General features: G+C 53.2%; 13 protein-coding genes. 4 read left to right on the top strand and 9 right to left on the bottom strand.

What is annotated here, in order from left to right; all coding sequences use genetic code 11:
- Positions 1–12: 12 nt before the first annotated feature.
- The 3 genes from AC2YIT_RS06470 to AC2YIT_RS06460 form a co-directional block, all read right to left on the bottom strand.
- Positions 13–417, bottom strand: coding sequence for a hypothetical protein (locus AC2YIT_RS06470; protein WP_430847572.1), 405 nt, complete (start codon positions 415–417; stop codon positions 13–15).
- Between the two features lie 72 nt (positions 418–489).
- Entirely contained in the window at positions 490–1206 is a 717-nt protein-coding gene (locus AC2YIT_RS06465; RefSeq protein WP_487278651.1) for a LytR/AlgR family response regulator transcription factor, read from the bottom strand.
- Positions 1203–2687 carry a sensor histidine kinase gene (locus AC2YIT_RS06460; RefSeq protein WP_487278650.1) on the bottom strand — a complete coding sequence of 495 codons (1485 nt, stop codon included), beginning with the start codon at positions 2685–2687 and terminating at the stop codon, positions 1203–1205. The genes AC2YIT_RS06465 and AC2YIT_RS06460 overlap by 4 nt, the downstream gene beginning before the upstream one ends.
- Before the next feature lie 206 nt (positions 2688–2893).
- Here AC2YIT_RS06460 and AC2YIT_RS06455 point away from each other — a divergent pair, with 206 nt between their 5' ends.
- Positions 2894–3790: an ABC transporter ATP-binding protein gene (locus tag AC2YIT_RS06455; protein ID WP_487278649.1), complete on the top strand. Its 897-nt coding sequence runs from the start codon at positions 2894–2896 to the stop codon at positions 3788–3790.
- A 5-nt stretch (positions 3791–3795) separates the two neighbouring features.
- Entirely contained in the window at positions 3796–7308 is a 3513-nt protein-coding gene (locus AC2YIT_RS06450; protein ID WP_487278648.1) for an ABC transporter permease/M1 family aminopeptidase, read from the top strand.
- A gap of 48 nt (positions 7309–7356) precedes the next feature.
- Here AC2YIT_RS06450 and AC2YIT_RS06445 read toward each other — a convergent pair whose 3' ends face one another.
- The 5 genes from AC2YIT_RS06445 to AC2YIT_RS06425 form a co-directional block, all read right to left on the bottom strand.
- The gene (locus AC2YIT_RS06445) at positions 7357–8430 is read right to left on the bottom strand and encodes an NAD(P)H-dependent flavin oxidoreductase (RefSeq protein ID WP_430847562.1); all 1074 of its coding nucleotides are present in this window, start codon (positions 8428–8430) and stop codon (positions 7357–7359) included.
- 91 nt (positions 8431–8521) lie between these two features.
- Positions 8522–9100, bottom strand: a complete 579-nt coding sequence (locus AC2YIT_RS06440) for a Crp/Fnr family transcriptional regulator (protein ID WP_430847560.1) — start codon at positions 9098–9100, stop codon at positions 8522–8524.
- 50 nt (positions 9101–9150) lie between these two features.
- A complete protein-coding gene (locus tag AC2YIT_RS06435; protein WP_430847558.1) occupies positions 9151–11628 on the bottom strand; it encodes a hypothetical protein in 2478 nt (825 codons plus the stop codon).
- 42 nt (positions 11629–11670) lie between these two features.
- A complete protein-coding gene (locus tag AC2YIT_RS06430) occupies positions 11671–13341 on the bottom strand; it encodes a RagB/SusD family nutrient uptake outer membrane protein (protein WP_487278647.1) in 1671 nt (556 codons plus the stop codon).
- Between the two features lie 23 nt (positions 13342–13364).
- Positions 13365–16424 (bottom strand): SusC/RagA family TonB-linked outer membrane protein, encoded by a 3060-nt coding sequence (locus tag AC2YIT_RS06425; protein ID WP_430847554.1) that lies wholly within the window; start codon positions 16422–16424, stop codon positions 13365–13367.
- A 185-nt stretch (positions 16425–16609) separates the two neighbouring features.
- On the opposite strand from AC2YIT_RS06425, the gene AC2YIT_RS06420 reads away from it, so the two are divergent.
- Positions 16610–17944, top strand: coding sequence for a hypothetical protein (locus tag AC2YIT_RS06420; protein ID WP_487278646.1), 1335 nt, complete (start codon positions 16610–16612; stop codon positions 17942–17944).
- Between the two features lie 8 nt (positions 17945–17952).
- On the opposite strand, the gene AC2YIT_RS06415 is transcribed toward AC2YIT_RS06420, so the two are convergent.
- Positions 17953–18828 carry a DUF4349 domain-containing protein gene (locus AC2YIT_RS06415; protein WP_487278645.1) on the bottom strand — a complete coding sequence of 292 codons (876 nt, stop codon included), beginning with the start codon at positions 18826–18828 and terminating at the stop codon, positions 17953–17955.
- A gap of 78 nt (positions 18829–18906) precedes the next feature.
- Here AC2YIT_RS06415 and AC2YIT_RS06410 point away from each other — a divergent pair, with 78 nt between their 5' ends.
- Entirely contained in the window at positions 18907–19044 is a 138-nt protein-coding gene (locus tag AC2YIT_RS06410; protein ID WP_487278644.1) for a hypothetical protein, read from the top strand.
- Positions 19045–19357 lie beyond the last annotated feature (313 nt).

The raw sequence follows: 19357 nt of genomic DNA, 5'->3' as shown, positions 1-19357 counted from the left end.
CGACAGGGAGCTTCATTCAAACGGATTCACTGCGTACATCAGGCTCCTGGCCGATATTTCATGGGAGTCGATGTGTGACTTACCTTTATAGTTGCGTACCCGCAGGTTATCTTTTCCCTGATAAACGAAAGAAAGCGTCGCAACCGGCTGGCCGATATTGAACATTTTGGAGCCTTTTTCGGTATAAGCCTCAGCCAGCTCTTTTAATAAAGCGGCATCGGGAAATTCAAGACATTTCAGGGTAAAACCGTCGATATCGCCATCCCAATTCAGATACAGTAAATGGCGTTGTTCGGGGGCTATTTCAAAGTAAAAGTTGAACCGTCGCTGCCCGTCGAAAGCCTCCGAAAGTTGTAGCTCCTTCGATTCGGGGTAATAGGTTTTGATTTCTTCGCGTAAGTAATCGAGTGAATTCATCTTGGTGCGTGGGTGGTGTCTTTCAATTCGTGTATAAACAAATATATCCAGCCAGCGGCAGAATTTCAAGGATCAGCCCGGAAACAGTTTGATCACGTGCTTAAACGTTTTACCAAGCGGCAATACCTTTCCGTTCAACAGCCGGATCATATTCCCCTCGATATAATGTACGAATTTTTTGTTCAATATGAAAGACTTGTGGATCCTGATGAACGCGTCGGCCGGCAGCTGTTCTTCGAAACTGCCCAGGGTTCGCTGCGTGAGCAGGAACTGGTCCCGGCCCCATATTTTCACGTAATTACCCAGGCTTTCAAGATAATATACGTCGTCGAGCTGCATTTGAACCAGCTTCTTGTCCGATTTGATATACAACGGCTCCGCTTCCTGCAGCCCAGCGGACGCCACTGGGCCGGGTAACGCCAGCCTGCGCAAGGTATGCTGCTCCAATGCCCGGTTGGCGGCTTTCAGGAACCGGTCAAAGCGGAACGGTTTGAGCAGGTAATCGACCACCTCCAATTCGAAACTTTCCAGCGCGTGCTCCTCATAAGCAGAGGTGATGACGACCAGCGGACGCTGGCTGAGCGTGCGCAGGAAGTCGAGACCACTGAGCTTCGGCATACGGATATCCAGGAAAATAAGGTCGACCGCATGGTGATTGAGAAATGCAAATGCCTCGGTGGCCAGGTAGCATTGCCCCGCCTTTTCGAGGAAGGGGATATCTTCGAGGTACCTCACGATCACATCGTGGGCCAAGGGCTCATCGTCGACAATCAGGCAGCGTAATTTCATAACAGGTCGATTTCCAGGCTGGCGGTAAACACTCCGTTCTCTGCCCGGGTGATTAACCGGTGCTTTCCGGGGTATAGTAATGCCAGCCTTTTCCGCAAATTAGTCAATCCAATGCCCGTTTGCGCGTCCGGTGCCGGTTCGTATGAATTTTCACAGACAAAACGCACAGTATGCTGGTCGGATTTGAGGCGAATATGCAGGAATGCAGGATTTTCAGCATTTTCGACGCCGTGCTTGAATGCATTCTCGACGAAAACAATCAGTAGCAGCGGGGCGATCAAGGCCGTGCCATTCTCTATTTCTTGTGCAAATTGGAGATCCAGGCTTCTTTTTAACCGGATTTTTTGCAACTGAATGTAATCATTCAGGTATTTAACCTCCTCCTCCACACGCACAAACGGCTCTCTGGCTTTATAAATCACATAGCGCATCAGCTCCGAAAGCTGTAAAATACTTTCCGGCGTCTGCTCGGAACGTTGCAAGCTCAATGCATAAAGGTTATTGAGGGTATTGAAGAAAAAATGCGGGTTCAACTGCTGCTTCAAAAGGTCAAGCTCGGCCAAGGATTTTTCGTGTTGCAGGGCTGTAATGAGACTATTCTGCCTCGCCCACTGGATCGCCAGTAACACCGGTAAACTAATAACCAGTATCAGCATCGCGCCGAACGCATTTTCAGTCACAAAAGGATTAGCGGAAAACACGCCGCCCAGCACTTTACTGAAAGGCAAACTGGCCAGTAACTGCCCCCACAGCGGGTAAAACACGCCGATCAATGCAGCTGAACAAAGGATGTAATGCAAAATACCCCGTTCTTTCAGAACCACAGGCACAAGCCAGCAACTGTTGACATAAAAGAAAAAATAGCCCGCAAGATACATTACCAGTAGTTGCAGGGAATAACTGACAAACGTGGTAAAATAGGCCGCTATTTTCGGAAAGTGTATCTCAAAACCAATAAGCAGCTGCTTTCCGGAATCGTACAAGGGATTGTCAAGGCTCGATACCGCCATCGCACCAAGCAATAATGCAAGCCCCGTGATGCTGATCAGCACCGCCTTTTCCAAGCTTAGCCTGCGTACCCATTTCACCTCGCGTAACCGGCCGCTGTACTGGCTTTCCGCCACGAGCACGCATTCCAGCACTGCAATGCAAAGCCCGCCGGTAAACACTACCGGCCATAAAAGCTGCCCAGGGCTTAACTGTGCGCCCGAAATCCCCAGTAATATGGGTAAATACCCTAGAAAGCACCCCAGCCAAATCCGACGATTGCGCCCCGCAAAACGGCCCTCCCTACTCCCCTCACGCACCCACGTGGCCGTGAGCATAGGCGCCCACAGCGCCGTTAAAACCAGTAGCGATTGAAAATATGCCACCCAATAATCGTCCCGCCCGATCGTAAATCCGATCGAAACCCAGCAGAACAGTCCCACGTAAAGCCACGTATCTTTCCGACGGGCCAATGCGTCCGTTACATTTTGCATTACCACCATCCCGCAAATAAACCGCAAATCGCGGCGGCTTTCAAAAATTAATGACGACCGTCGCGATTTTGGTGATATTGGTAAAAAAAGCTCAAAAACAGGCTCGCAGACGCCTTCGTCACCGTTGTATTTACCTTCCTCATTATTCATTGAATACCAGGCCAACTGCATCCCATCTTTGAAGCCGAAACTTCAAAAGCCATGTTATGCAAAGATTAAAAATCCAGGGACTTTCCAAAACCTACCCCAACGGCATCCGTGCCCTTGACCAGGTGTCACTCCAAATACCGAACGGGATGTTCGGGTTACTCGGTCCTAATGGAGCCGGTAAGTCGACCTTTATGCGTATCCTCGCTACGCTTACCCAGCCCGACAGCGGGCTGATCGCCTTCGACGGGCAGGATATCATCCGTGAAACCGATTGGCTAAGAAGCAGGCTTGGTTACCTGCCGCAGGATTTCGGTGTATATCCGGGCGTTTCTGCCGAAAGCCTCCTTGACCACCTGGCCGTATTGAAGGGCCTGATCCACAAACCGGAACGCCAGGAACAAGTGGCCGCACTATTGCAACGAACAAACCTCTACCAGCACCGCAAGCGGGCTGTGAGTACATTCTCCGGCGGAATGCGCCAGCGTTTCGGTATTGCACAGGCTTTATTGGGGAGTCCGCAGCTGGTGATCGTCGATGAGCCTACGGCGGGCCTGGATCCTTCGGAACGCAACCGGTTCCACGACCTGCTGAGTGAAATCGGGGAACATATCGTGGTGATTCTCTCGACGCACATTGTCGCCGACGTGCACGATCTCTGTCCGCAAATGGCCGTACTGGCCTCCGGCCGTGTGGTCCTCGAAGGCAAACCCGAAGTCCTGACACATTCGCTGAAAGGCCGGCTCTGGCGCAAAACCGTCACAGCTGCGGAGCTCGCCGAAATGCAAGCCGTTATCGACATAATCTCCACGCGCAGAGTCGCCGGGCGCATTCAGGTACACGTGCTCGCGGATGTATGCCCGGGTACCGCTTTCGAGGCATTCAATCCAGGGCTTGAAGAGGTATATTTTGCCACGCTCCCGGGCATGGACCGGAAGGAGGTGCAGCCATGCTAGCCGCTATGCTTCGCTTCGAAATGGGTTACCATTTCCGGCAGATCAGCTTTCGCATTGCCGCATTGCTATTCCTGATACTCGGCGTCCTGATGCCTTTCGGCAACTACGGAGGGGACGAAATACACCGGAATGCCCCGCATGTAATCAATTTCATCATGTGCCTGCTTTCCCTGTTCGCAATCTTCGTGAACACACTCGCCGGCGCGGCTGTGGTGCTGCGCGATGCCCAACACCGCATGGAGCCGCTTATTTTCACGACGAGCATCGGTCGCAAGCCCTATTTCTTTGTCCGGCTGCTTGGGTTGCTCGCCGCCGTATTCCTGGTTATGTGCCTCGCGGCACTGGGTATGGCAATGATAACCTTCCTCGCCCCACCCGGGCAGCTGGGCCCCTTCCATTTTTCCCATTACCTGACGCCGCTACTGCTGTTCGGTCTGCCGGGCGTGGTATTTTGCAGCAGCATCGTTTTTGCAACCGCCCTGCTTACGCGCAATGTCCGATGGGTGTACACAGCCGGGGTTTTGATATTTATCGTCTATTTCACGGCTTCCATTCTGGGCAATTCGCCGGTGATGGCCGGCTCCATACCGGCTCCGGGCGGTCCTGGCTGGCTATCGGTACTGATAGATCCTTTCGGCTTTACGGCGTTTTTTGGAGAAACAATGAACTGGCCCGTTTGGCGGCGCAACCGGGAGCTGTTCCCGATCACCCCGAGTTTCATCGCCAACCGCCTACTCTGGACTACGATTTCCCTCGCCATGCTGGCATTGTCGTATAACCAATTCAAATTCAAAATTTTATCGGAAAAGAACACGACCCCATCCAGTAAACAAGTCGCACAAACGGCACCTGCATTGGCCTACCGGACCATCCGTGCCCTTGCCAGCGGACAACACTACCACTGGCAGGCGTTTTGGCGGATACTCACGCTCGAAACAAAAACGCTATTCGGCAGCCCGGTCGTAACGACGCTTATCTTCGCATTATGGGTGTTTTTCAATGCGGTAGAGCTGTTCGAAAACCTCTCCAATGGGCCATACGGGGTACGAAGTTACGCCACCAGCGGTATCCTCGCCGAGCAGCTTGTGGCTGTACGACCGGCATTACTGCTGATCCTGTTTTATGCTTCTGAATTGATTCAAAGGGAAAAAACAACGGGAATCCAGCCGCTGATCTTCTCCACGCCGGTCTCCGTTATAGTTTTTGCCATCGCCAAATCTCTCGCGCTGGTCGGCTGGATTTTCGTGCTAATCACCGTTCATATCGGTATCGGTGTGGCTGTCCAATGGTTTTCAGGATTCGAATATTTTGAATGGGCCACCTATTTCCCGCTGTATTATTATGCCGGCCTTCCGCTGGTCCTTTACGCCATCCTGATCCTATTCATCCAAGCTCTCGTTCCTAACAAATACCTGGGAATGCTTATCAGTGGCCTCATTACCGGCATTTTCATCTTCGGCCGGAAACTCGGCCTCGAAAGCCACCTCGCACGTTTCGCCACAGCCCCAGGCCTGCGCTATTCGGACTTTGACGGGTTCGGCCACAGTGGGTTGTCCTTTCACTGGTACATGCTCTACTGGGCGCTGGTCGCGCTGGCGCTCGCGGGCGTGGGTACGCGTATGTGGCCGGGGTATGCGCGCGGAAGCATACGTACGGAAATTACGTCGGTCCGGCCAGCCGTGATATTTGCGTCCGTCTGTGCATTGCTCGCTGTCGGAACGGGGATTTATATTCAATTTAAAACCGGCCTTTCGGCCAATAACCGCACGGGAACGGCTAATGCGGAATGGCAGGCACAATATGAACGAAAATACAAGCCGCTTGAAACCCTTCCTCAGCCGGTAGTTACGGATGTTAACCTGCAAACCGACCTTTTTCCAGCTGACCACTACTACACCGTAAAAGGTTCTATACGGGTTAAAAACAAATCAGGGCAACCGATTACTGAGCTGCATATCGGAATCGACCCGGAAATTGAACTGGTTGAACTGGTGCCCGAACACGCTTCGCAAGTATCGAAGGACGAGATCTTCGGGCAACATGGGTACCGTCCCGAAACCCCGCTCGCGCCCGGTGCGGAGATGACGATCCGCTTCTCGATCCGCGCCGACCGGTCGGCACTTAAAACCTTCAACAACGAGCATTCGGTTGCGGCCAATGGCACTTACATTGAATTGGAAAAATACCTGCCGCATTTCGGTTACCGAACGGCTTACGAAATCGAAGATGCGGAAGAGCGGCGGCAAAATGGCCTGCCTGTCCGCAGAGACGTTCCGTCGTCCGATCATGAGTATCATTTCATTCATTTTCAAAACATTATTTCCACCGAAGCCGGGCAGCAAGCCGTCACAGCAGGCACATTGGTGAAAAACTGGGAGCGCGCTGGCCGGAGCTATTTTCAATACCAATCCAAAGAACCGATCCCTTACATGTTTGCATTGAGCTCTGCCTGCTATGCCGTGAAAACGGAAAAGTACAAAGGCACGACCTTCCGGATCTACCACCATCCCGGGCACCCGCAGAATGTCACAGCCATGATGCTCGCCATGAAAGACGCTGTAGATTACGGTAATGCGAATTTCGGTACCTACCCGCGCCACGAGCTCACGCTCGCCGAAATCCCGCATTACCCCGGTTCGGCGACGGCCTACCCTGGCCTCATTTTCAGCCAGGAGCGGAACAATTTCAGGAGCAATCTGAGCGATACTACCGGTTTCAATTTCACCTATGCTACTACCGCGCACGAAACGGCGCATCAATGGTGGGCGGAGCGTGTGGCTGCTCCGGCGGGACCGGGTTATGCCTTGCTGACCGAGTCGTTGGCCAAGTACACAGAAGCCATGGTCACCGAAAAACGGTTCGGCAAAATGTACCTGAGGCCTTATCACGTAAAGGATTTTCAGCTCTATTTCGCCTACCGCAGCGCTATCGCCGGAAAGGAAATGCCGCTTTGGCAAACCACGGGTCAGCCTTTTGTACATTACCAGAAAGGCGGATTGGCGCTGTTTCGTCTCAAAGAAGTTTTAGGAGAAACACATTTGAACCGCGCATTGCGGGCGCTGGTGGCATATCATGGCTACCCGCTACGAAAACCGGATCCGGCCACCCTGGTCAATCTTTTGACGCGCGCGACACATGCCTCGCAGGCAAGGTTGATCGACGAGCTTTTCAAGAAGGTAATCGTGTATGACAATGACATTAAAATACTGTCAAACAAAGCATTACCTCACAACCAACAGCAGCTTACATTGGAAATCAATATCCGTAAAACCGACGAAACATCGGGCAAGCCAGTGCCGCTGAAACCTGACGATGCGATTGATATTGTCGTGTTCGATCAGCATATAATGCCAAATATCAAGCCGCCAAAGCCTATTTACGCACAGCAGCATTATTTTTCAAAAAAACGCTCGGTCATCCAAATTGTGGTACCGGGCCGGTCGGTAGCTGTCGTGCTCGACCCGTTGTCTTATATGCTCGACATTAGTGACCATAACAACGTAGCAACACTAAAATGAGGTCTGACTGAGTGTTGCAGACCTCACGGAATATGCCCCGGGCATTGATTATTTCAAATACCCGGGCACTTCTTCGACAATCGTTTCAAACAGCTTTTTCGCGCTGGTATGCTTCAATACCGGCGCTATCTGCCCTCCCCAGAACATGATCAGGTCATATTGCTGCTTTTCGGTAGCAGCCTTGCGGAGCGGCACGATAAACTGGTTTTGTAGAGGGAACGGCAGCAGTTCGTCGTTACGCCCGGCGATGGATTCGGTATAGCGGCTGCGGATACCGCGGCCCAAACGGCCTGTCGAGACCTTCGTCAGCGTGGTGTAACGCGCGGCGTCCGAATGCAGAAGATCCCGGTGATATTCGCTTGCACCGGACTCGTCCGTGGCAAGGAATGCAGTACCGATTTGCACGCCTTCCGCTCCGAGGGTAAATGCGGCTGCCACACCACGGGCATCGGCAATGCCGCCAGCGGCCACCACCGGCGTTTTCACTTTCTCACGGATCTGCTGCACGAGTACGAATGTGCCCGTGAGCGATGCCTCGGGAGATTCCAGGAACGACGGCCGGTGACCGCCAGCTTCGAAACCTGAGGCGATAATCACATCCACCCCGGCATTGTCCAATGCAATCGCTTCATCGAGCGTGGTGGCATTACCGATGAGTTTAATGCCCTTTTTACGAAATTCTTCCAGGATAGTCGGGGAAGGCAGGCCGAAAATAAAGCTGAAAACCGGAGGTTTGGCGGTCAGCAGTGCATCGACCTGGTTCTCGAAACGGGATGGGTAAGCTCGGGGTTTTGTCGGCAACGGGGCTCCCACTTCATCAAAAAAAGGCTTTACGAGCGCGGCGGCTTTTGCAAATTGTTCTTCCGAAACCTCCCCGGCAGGAAAGTCGCTGTCGGAAACCCAGAGATTGATGTTATAAGGTTTGTTGGTAGCTTGTTTCAGCTCCTTATCCAGCGTTATAATTTCGTCGGGTGTGAGCATATAAGCGCCATACCCGCCCATTCCGCCGAGATTGGAGACCGTCGAAACGAGTTTTACGGAAGATAGATTGCCCCCGAACGGGCCTTGCAGTATCGGATAGTCGATTCCCAGCACGCGGGAAACATTGGTTTGATTCCACATAATCCAGGTTGGCGGGCAGTAAGTGAAACCCGCTGCACAAATTAAGCAGAGAAAACGATCGGTCTGATGTGACTTACATCACAATTTTATGTTAACGCGCAGAATGGTAAAGCCGGCTCAAAGTCTCGCGCGACACGCCCAGGTAGGCGGCGATCAGGTGCTTCGGCACGAGCTGGAACAACGTGGGGTATTGCACCAGGAGGTCTTCATACCGCTTTCTGGTATCGTTGGTCATCAACGAAAGAAGCCTTCTTTGCGACGCTGCATAGCCGCGGTTGGTACGCCAGCGAAAAAAATGCCCGACCGCTTCTATTTCATGGCAAACCCTTTCGCGATCGTCTGCGGATATGGATAAAACCTCGGCATTGGCCACGCAATCCACGATCACGGCGGCCGGATGCCGGTTGTACAATGCGTCATAATCCGACGCCCACCAGGTAGGCATGGCGAATTGCAGGATGGTCATCCGCAGTTCGTCGTTCATGAAGTAGGTTTTAAGGCAGCCGCTCAATACGAAATATTCGCGCGTCACTGTGTCCCCCTCGTGAATCAGCGTTTGGCCTTTTTTGAATGATTCGTGTTTGAAGCAAGCGTAAAATCCGTCGAACTGCGCATCGGTCAGTTCGACGGATCTGGTAATATGTTCTTTCAGGATTTGCCGGGCGTCCATGGCGGGTTTGTTTCAATCCTGAAATATAAATGTTTGTCCGAAATTATGGCTTACTCATAATCCAACCAGGTCGTGGCCCTGCAAGCCTTATCCGTTGTGAACCGTACCCAGCGGGCAGAGAAGTTTTGCGGGAATGTAAATGAAACAGTCTGCCCGGGCTTCACTGTGAACGTTTTATAAGCCATCCACGGTCCGTTACCTACCGGATCGGCCTCGAGTGTAAAAGTCACAGCTTCCTCTGCATTATGGGATAGTTTCAGGCTTTTCTGATCATAAAAACCAATCAGATAAGGGTCGGAATGCTCGCCTGCCTGTACCTGCGTGTCTTTCCAGGGACCGCCGTGGCCCGTAGGTTTACCGAGTTTCCAAAGGTCGTCGATAGCCCCGGCCCATACGGCCGCCTTCTTGTCCCCTGAAACGATGATATGCTCGCTGTTCCGCATCGACTTCGGATCGACGCCCGTCATGACCAGCAAACCGCGGTAGGATGCATAGTCATGAATGCGAAGATTGTGCGAAGAAACGGGGCGGATTTTGGCATAGCCATCCGCATTCTCGGCGGGCAGCTCGTAGAATGTGCCATGGCAGTTGAAGAGATCCCGCTCGGTAGCTACTTCACGGCAAATGCGCAAGGAAGCTTCATTGGTGAGGCCAGCGAAAGCCTCATTACCCAGCGGCAATCGCCAGCGGCGGCCTTTATCGTCGACTACGAGCACCGACGAAACTTCCACGGTTACGACCTGTTTAGGAATAGCAAATTTGGTTTTGATAAATGAATGCATGGAGGCGTCCTCCCGTCGGCTGAGTTTCATATCGCGATCAAGTTCGTAATAACCGACCTCGTCCGGTTTTGCACCGCTGAAATCCATCGCAGCCATACCCAGTACCCGCCGGTTTTCCCCCAGGCCATACAGCAGCCCGCCATGACTGGCGACCGAATTGGCATTGCTAAGCCCTTTGAAAATCGCATCCGGCGTGCCTGCACGACGGTCAGCGGTTGTGTAGGTAAAATGAACCGTTGCCCGGGTAGCGTTGTCGGGCCGCACACGTACCCATTCCCCCGATTCGGCATTGCTAAAATCCGCATTGAGGGCCGCATTGGGGCCTAATTTGATTGTTTTCAATACCGACCATTCCCCATTTCCTTTTTTATCCACTTCAAATACAAACCCCGTTTCACGCTCGCCCTCGTTGCGTATCCATACCGCGCGGCGCTCCCATCCCGCAAACAGGAAGGGCTCCGAGGTTTGTCCGGCTCTCACTGGCTCGTTCAGCCAAACCGAACCTTCCGCCGAATTAGGGCCAAGCTGGTCGGGCAGGTTAAGGGGTGTAAACCAAAGATTGGAATTGGATTGTCCGGGACCTTCTATTCCCCCCTTGGCTTTGCGTTTGTTCAAAAACTCGCGCTGGGCCGAATCGTCGCAGCCAAAAACGAGACGCTCGTTCCAGCGGGTAAAATCGCCGATTACTTTCAGGTAAGCCGTGCGCGGACGGATGCCGGCGCTGTTCTGTGAATTGAATTGCCCCGGAAACTTCCAGAACATCCCATGCATAGTCATCAGGTAATCGGGCTGCTGCGCGGTGCCTACGTCGCGGATGCGCGGCCACTCGGTATTCCAGCCATGCGCGCCGTCGTAGGCGTGGCTGGCCTTGGGCAGGCGGTAGAAGCTCCATTTGCCGTGGTCGCGCACACCCACCAGCACCGATTTGTGGTCCCAGCCGGTAGCCCATATCGGGTCGGTGGCTGGGTTCTGATTGCCCCCGATGCCCCCTGGCCCCGTAACCTCCACAAACTGGTTGCGACGGACTACTTTCCAGTTCTTCCCGTCCCATTCCGACAGCGAGCCCGATTCGATATCGAATTGTATTTCGGCTTTTCGCCCCGGTTCACCGTTGTTGGAATACACCGCCACGCCCTGGCCTGAGTAAAAACCCTTCCCGTGCGTCCCCGGAAGCAGCCCTTTGATTTGGTAGGTTGCCTTATCGGTTTCCTTGTCACGGTCGATATTGCCGTCCTCATAGAGCATCTTAGGCGCCAGCGTTTTTACATCCACTTCATAAAAACCCTCCTCCATAGTTCCGTAAAGGATCTTCCCGGCCGGGTCGGTCAAGTGTCGCGCATTGCCGGTATGGCGGCCCGGCATCGCTTTATATGGAATCGTGCGCACTTCGCCTTGGCTGTTGATGGCATAAGGTCCGATAAAAAGCTGGTTGCTTTCCTTGTGGATCATGCGGTTGGCCGGCGTGCCGCCGATACTTTCGGGGCGCACGGTCTGTTTCAGGTCGGTGCTGATCTCGTACAGCTTATCGGACGAGCCGAAGGGCAGGTGCGGACCGTAGGTAATCGCCCACAGCTTCCCGGCCCAGGGTACAACGGCCCCTGTGCCGCATTCCCCCTCATTGTTGTACATGGCCAAATGCGGGTAAATACCGCTGTATGAAGGCTGCTTCGGCATCTGCGCCGCCACCGGTTGGGCGATACTCATCACAGAACCGGCCACAAGCGCGCACACACGATTTCTTTTCATCGAAAGACTCATAGATTTGATAATCAACTGGAAAATATAGAATTAATATCCGGCATTCTGTGTGATATTCGGGTTCACACGCCGCTCTACGGCCGGGATCGGCCAGAGGTACTGCCGCGATTTGTCGAAACTGCGCTGGGAAAGCATCTTCACATCCGTACCAAAGCCCGAATAATCGGCCAGGCCGTCGTCATCGAGCGGGGTAACGCCGGGGAAGGGCCATTTGGCGCGATTCTGCGCTGCCGGGTCGGGCAAGCCTACCACGGGCGTCGATAACGCCTTTTCGGCCAGCTTCCAGCGGATCAGGTCCATATAGCGCAATCCCTCCCGCGGAAACTCCACGCGGCGTTCACGGCGCAGTACCTTACGCAATGCGGTGGCATTGGTAGTGGTAATCGCAGGATAGGCAGTGGTTTGTTCCACACCGACCCCGTAAGCCCTTGCCCTGATCAGGTTAACAGCGTTCAAAACGCTTTCATCGATCTCCCCGAGCTCGATTTTGGCCTCTGCGTACGTGAGGAGCATTTCGGCATAGCGGATTACGATGGCATCGTTGTCTTCTACGAGCCGGTCCGGCCAGGTCTGGTCGATGCCTTTTTTCCAAAGCAGGCCCGTAAAGCTCGCAAATGCAGCCACGGCACGGGTATCTTTGTTGGTCACCCGGCGGTTCTCTTTCGAACTGAACACCGTTAGGGAATCCGGATGCGGCATGTAATTATAGCCGAGCCACTGAGTGTTGAACTCCACAATGGTGGCCGTCAGCCGCGGATCACGGTTCTTGAAGGGCGCCTTCGGGTCGTACAAAACCGATTCGTCAATGGGCTTTCCGTCCGTGCATTCGTAGGCGTCCATCATGTCGCGCGTGGGCAGCTGTGCGCCGTACCCGCCCGCATTACGCGAGATATTGTCCTGCACATAACCGGCACCATTGAAAACCTGCTGCTTTTCATCACGAGGCACGCTGATAATCATTTCCTTACTGGTCTCCCCTGCTTTCAAAAAGAGCTGCGAATAGCTGCCGTGCAATGCATAAACACCCAGGTCCATCACCGCTTTCGAGGCGTCGCGTGCGAGCTGCCATTTACCCGTATACAAAGCCGTACGTGCCTTGATCGCCAGCGCGGCGCCTTTCGTCAGCCTTTTGGTTTCAGATGCGCCATAGGACACAGGCAGATTCGCGATGGCGAAATCGAGCTCGTTGAAAACGAATTGCAGGATTTCCGCCTGGTTCTTGCGGGCAATGCCGTAGGAATCTTCCAACGCAACCGGCTCGGTCAGCAGCGGCACGTCGCCGAAATGGGTTACCAGCCGGGAATACTGGTAGGCGCGTATCAAACGCATTTCCGCTTCCAGGCGCAGCATTACGGCGGCCGGTGTATTCGCGGCGGCCCGCTCTTTGTTGGCGATAAACGAATTGACGCGGGCAATGGCTTTGTAGGAGTTGAGCCAGAACGTCTGCACGCCGGCGTCGTCGGCATTCATTGTGCCGCCGATCACAGCATTGGTCAGTTGCCCGCGGTGCCATTCGTTGTCGCTGAACAGCTCATTATCATTGCCCCAGAATGCGAGGCGGTACAAGTCGTTGACTGCAAGTTCCAGCTCGGTCTGGTTTGAATAGAATGTGCCCGTGGAAGCTTCCGAAAGCGGATTGAGGTCCAGGGTATGGCAGCTCGTCGCCCCGGCGAGGAGCACCAGGAATAGGGTCTTTTTCATGTCTTATCAATCGAATAAGGTTACTAAAACCGGATGGTGGCGCCCGCCATGAAAGTAGCGACGATCGGGTACGAATAGCTGCCCGATTCCGGATCGAGGTATTTGGGAAATTTGCTGAGCGAGAATACGTCGTTAGCCGAAAGGTAAAGACGCAGCGATTGCACGCCGGTCTTTTTCAGCACGTTCTGTTTCAGGGTGTAGCCCATTGTGATGTTTTTCAGGCGGAAATAGGCGCCGCTCAGCAGCCAGTAGTCGGAAAGCGCATAGTTGGCCGCATTGGACGTCCTCGAAAGCCTTGGGTAAGTCGCTTTGAGGTTCTGATCCGGCGTATTGTTGTTGCTCCAAAACTTGCCTGCCATTTCGGCCGGTATATTGCCAAATGCCTCCGCGAATGGTTGTGTAACCTCTGAACTCAGCCGCGACAGCTTTTTGGCAACGCCCTGAAATGTAATCCCCATATCAAAACCTTCGTAATCGGCGCGCAGGTTACCGCCATACAGGTACCGCGGCAATGCGCCCCCGAGCAGCACTTTGTCATCGGTTGTGATCTTTCCGTCCTGGTTCACATCCACATACCGCACATCCCCCGGCTTGGTAGTCACATTCAGCACCGGCGCTCCTTTGATTTCGTCCACCGTTTGAAATAACCCATTTGAAATATAGCCAAACCATTCGTTGTACTGGCTCCCATTGCGGACGATCTGGTCGCCCCGGAACTCGGTACCTTTCAAATCCCCCACGGTCGATTTCGCGTCCGACAGGTTCGCCGAAAACGAGCAATTGAGCTTGTTAATGCGGTCGCGCCAGCCCAGTTCGAGCTCCCAGCCCCTCACGTTCAGCGTACCGGCATTCTGGTTGGGTTTGTCATAGCCCATGTACAGCGGGATATCGAGCGGCAAGAGGATATTGGTCGTCGTCTTTTTGTAATAATCGGCTGCCAATGTGAGGCGGTCGTTCAGGAACGAGGCATCCAGACCAATGTCCGCTGTCCGGCTGGTTTCCCAACTGATGTTTTGAACCGCATACACCTGCTGTGCACCACCCGTGAGCGGCACTACCCCGCCATTTTGGTAAAATAATGCCGTAGAAAAGTCGATCGTGGCCATGTAGGGGTAATATGCGGGGTTACCATCCTTGTCGAGCAGCCGCTCGTTACCGGCTTCTCCCCAAGAGCCGCGGAGTTTCAGGAACGACAGCCAGCGCGTGCTTTTGAGGAACTGCTCTTCCGAAACCGTCCAGCCAGCGGAAACCGAAGGATAAATGGCTTTCCGGTATTGGGATGCAAACCGCGACGAGAGGTCCGAGCGGAGATTTCCCTGGATGAAATATTTGCTTTTGAAATTGTACTGCAACCGGCCGAAGAACGAATGTAAGCCCGATTCGTTGGCGCTGCCGCTGTTATCGCGCAGCTCTGTCGAACCCGAGTTGAGGTAGGGAAAGCCTGTCAGTGCAAATCCGCTGCGCGACGCCCCCAGCGATTCGAGCGAACGATAGTTTTCCTCAAAACCCGCCAGAATATCAATCGAATGAGCATTATTAAACTCCCTCGCATAGTTCGCAAGCACCTGCCCGTTAATCGTCACGCCCTCCGACCGGCCTTCGTTCAGTACCGTTCGCGCCTGGTTCACCACCGTGCCCACGGTGCCATCCGGATTGGTAAAGCGGATCTGCCTCGAAAAGTACTTGGTTTTATCAAAATCGAACACAGGTGCTACCAGTGCTGTGAATGTGAGGCCATTCACGGGCTTGAAATTGAACTGCATCCGGCCGCCCAACTGGTTATACAATTGCCTCGTGAAACCGCCCTCACGGAGCTGGGCAAGCGGGTTGCGGCCGTCCTTACCAACGGCAAGTTTGCCGTTTTGATATACGTCGTCGTAAATGGGCGGCATAATGCGCGCTTCGTAAATCGGGTTGTAAGTGCTGCCGGGAAGCTCGTTGCCATTGCCCTTGTTGGTGGTCCTTTTGTAGAAAACATCCAGGTTCACGCTGATCTTGTCGTTCACCTGCATGTCGTTATTTACCCGGAACAGGTAGCGGTCATACGAACGGTTATCATAGAACGCACCCGAGCTTGCATATCCCAGCGATGCTTTTGTTTTGATTTTTCCGGTGCCCATGGTGAAAACGAGGTCGTGGCGCTGACGCGGCGCGCTCTTGCGCGTGAGGATAGCCTTTTGCCAGTCGGTATTCGGAAAGCGGTCGGGGTTTACGCGGTTGCTGTCGAGGTAGGATGCAATGTAGGCATCGGCAAACGGTCCGGCGGAAGCACCATCATTCACGGCCTGCTCATTGAAATACCGCATGTAATCCTGCACCCCCGCATATTCGGGTGTGGCCGTGGCACGCTGCACGCCATATTCGTAGGTGTATTCAAGGCTCCCCTGCCCGCTTTTGGCCCGTTTGGTCGTAACCAGAATCACCCCGGCCGCCCCGCGCGAGCCGTAGATCGCCGCCGACGCCGCGTCTTTCAGCACGGTAATGTTCTCGACATCGCCCGGATTCACGTTGTCAATGCTTGCCACGGGTACGCCATCGACGATGACCAGCGGGCTGTTCGTGCCGATGGTGGTGATCCCCCGAATGAGAATACTCGAACCCGAGCCCGGCGCACCGCTGCTGCGGGTGACCGAAACGCCCGCTACGCTACCTTGTAGGGCGTCCGACACCTGTATGGTCTGTCTTCCGCCCACGTCGCGCGCGCCGATCGAGGAAATGGCGCCGGTAAGGTCTTTCTTTTTCTGAGTGCCGTAGCCTACCACCACCACTTCCGACAATGCATTGTCACTTTGTTTGAGGGTCACATTCAATTTTGTCCGCGAGCCGGGCGTAATGTCCTGACTTTGGTAACCTACAAATGAAAATGTGAGGGTGACGGCCTCGCCATCGGGTAATGCAAGCGTATAGTCACCATTGGTATCTGTAACCGTTCCGCGCTGGGTACCTTTGATCACAATGCTCACGCCGGGCAGGTCTTTTGCACCTTCGTCCGTCACTTTGCCCGTAAGCTGCCGTACTTGCGCCAGCAGCGGTCCCATCGAGGCAAGCAACAAGGCGCAGCCGAGTAGAATTTTTTGTCGCATATTTTTTTTCAATATTTAGGGTTTCAAGCTGTCCCGGGGCCCTGGGATTGCACAGATCAAAAATTTGAGTGAGCAAATATAAAATTGGACAATACGAGGATTCTCAAATGCGCTTAGCCAGTTCGCTATCCAAAATTATGGACAACCTAAAAAACTGACATACAGAAGTTTATTGTATGAGTATTATGGAGAATGGACAAGACAAGGCGAGCTCTTTAGACCTCCTCGATCACTGTTGTCAACTCGTGGCGGATACCTATGGCAAGCCCGACAGTTCGGAGTGGACGAACAGCGATTTCATCAGGCTTTGCAGCATCCTTTATAAAAAAACGCACGTGCAGATCAGCCCGAATACCCTCAAAAGGATTTTCGGAAAAATAAAAACGGATGCCCGGTACTACCCGCAGAAAGCCACGCGTGATGCATTGGCGCAATATGTAGGCTTTGCCGATTGGGACCAGTTTACCCTCGCGCAGTCGCGGCAGCAGGTTGCACCGCTGCGCCGGCGGCCCGAGGCCGACCCTGTGAGTATCCGGCCGGCGGAGGTTCCAACACAGCAGCCAAAAGCCCGGAAATCGCCGGTCAGGAAGCTCTTCATGGCTACGTTTGGATTGATCGTCATCGGCATTGCAGCCTGGCGGGGATTTCTTTTATGGCAAAACGATAAGCCCGAGGTAACGCTGTTTTGTAAAAATCCGGAGGGGGACAATCCGCATTCGGCCGTTTTTCTAGTGCGAAATTTCAGGAACGTGGGCGAGCTCGCCGAAGATTATACCATCGAATTCGGAGACGGTGAAAAAGTACGCCTGAATGGCAAAGACAGCGTCTATTCAAACTATTATGAGGTGCCCGGACACTATCTGGCCATCTTGAAGCGGGCTGGTATCCCGCAGGACACCGTGGCTGTTTTCCTGCACACCAATGGCTGGACCGCCACCGCGAGTATGATGTACGATACCACGCGTGTCTACCCGATCGAAGCGCCGGGCCTTTTCGCCGATGGTTATAACAGCATCAGCGCCGCTCAAATAGCCCGGGCCGGTGTTGACACCAACCGGACGTTCTTTGTCAATTTCATCAATACCCACCTCACGGGCATCAATGGCGACAACTTCGAACTCCTGATCGACGTCAAAGCTTCTCCCCCGCGACCGGGTGTGCGCTGCTCACAGGTTCGCGTGACGGTGTTCGGGGATTCGTCCAATCACATGGTGGATGTCATGAAACCGGGCTGTGCGCATTGGAGTAAACTGCAATTTTCGGAACTGCACAAAGACGGTCGCACCGAGGGCCCCAACTTCCTCGGCGCCGACCTCACCACCGGCGGTACCATCTCCATGAAGGTCGTCAACCGCCGGGCGGCATTGCTGATCAACGGCAGGGAGGCTTACAAAAAGACCTACAAAAAACCGTTGCGGCACATTTACGGGCTGGATATCATGTTTGCGGGTGTCGGAACGATACGGTCGGTACAGTTGAAGGATTTGAAAACGGGCAAACAGTTCGCCGGGAATTTTTAGCAACGCTGTTACGAGGGCAATTCCGCTGCTTCCTTTTCGAGTAACGCTTTCCTTCTCTTTCTCCACCAGTTAAACCCTGCTATTACGCCGATAGCCAGCAGCGCAAACGGCCAGACCGCAACCAGTACCACGGCAAATGCACGGATGTTCCCGACGCCTTGCCTGAATGCATCAGCCAGCTCAGTGAGGAATGGATTGGATGTGTCAATCGGTTTGTAGAAAACAATATGCAATGTGGAATATTTGATATCGCCTTTCAGCTGCCGGAATTGCGCTTCCGTAGCTTCAATGTCCGTGCGGATTTCGCCGAGTTTTCTTTCGATTTCCAGTATTTCCTTCACAGTATTGGCTTTAACCAGCAATGCACGGTAACGGTTTTCGATATCTTTTTTCGTTTTAAGCCTCGATTCCGTATCCACATATTGAGCCGTTACATCCTCATTTGAAATGGATTTTTCCCGGAAATCGGTCACTCCCTTCGTCGCCGAAGCCAGAAATGTTTCGAAACTGGCCGCCGGCACGTGCACTACGATCGTATAGCTGACAGCTTTGCCGCTGCGATTTTCTTGATCCCGGCTCACATATGCCTTATTTGCCCGCACAGATTCCATAATCGTCTTATGCGTGGCATCCGCATCGTCTGTTTCAAATTCAATACGGCCGGTCTTGATGAATTTTTTCTCGATAACATTTCCGCTTGCAGCTCCCGACGTTTCCCGATCTTCCTCCACTGACGTTGGATCTACCGCTTCAACCGTTTTGTTTTGATCCTGGGGCGGCGGCGGGGCCTCTACCATGTAAGCAACCGAATTGTCCTCTTCTTTTGGTCCGCTGCATCCTGCGAGCGTCAAAAGCATGATCGAAATTGAAAAAAGTCGTTTCATGGTTATTTTTATATTTAAATTTCTTAAATATATATTTGTGACTGATCAAATGCATCAGGGCTTGTATAAATATTTCATATGAAAAAAGACTACAAACAAACGGATAAGCAATCGGTCCGCAAGGATGAACACAAGGTTGTTATCACCAGCTTGATTCTCTTCATTATCTCTACAATCCTTCGCTACCTCGGCCCCGACGGGGCCTCCTGTTTATAGCAATCGCCTGGTTGATAGGCGTGAAGACTTCGTAGGTACCGCCTTGGATGAACAGGCGGCACCTACGGAGCCTTCCATTCCTTTGCAATCTCAAGTGCTATAAACAGGGGGCCGCGTTGCGGCCGGGCGGACGTTACAAAATAATGCGCTACCTTTGTGCCCAATATGTCAAGGTCTGAAACTACATATCGCCCATCTGCTGACATTGCAGTCTGACGCCGGTCTTCTGAATTAACTTCTTTTCAGGACCTGCGATTCCCTACTGCTTTGATCTAAATTTTCTCCCTGCTATGCGCGCGGACAGGCGATGTGC

Source organism: Dyadobacter sp. SRI_021 (genome assembly GCF_057586235.1).
This window is presented reverse-complemented; position numbering and strand designations above follow the sequence as displayed.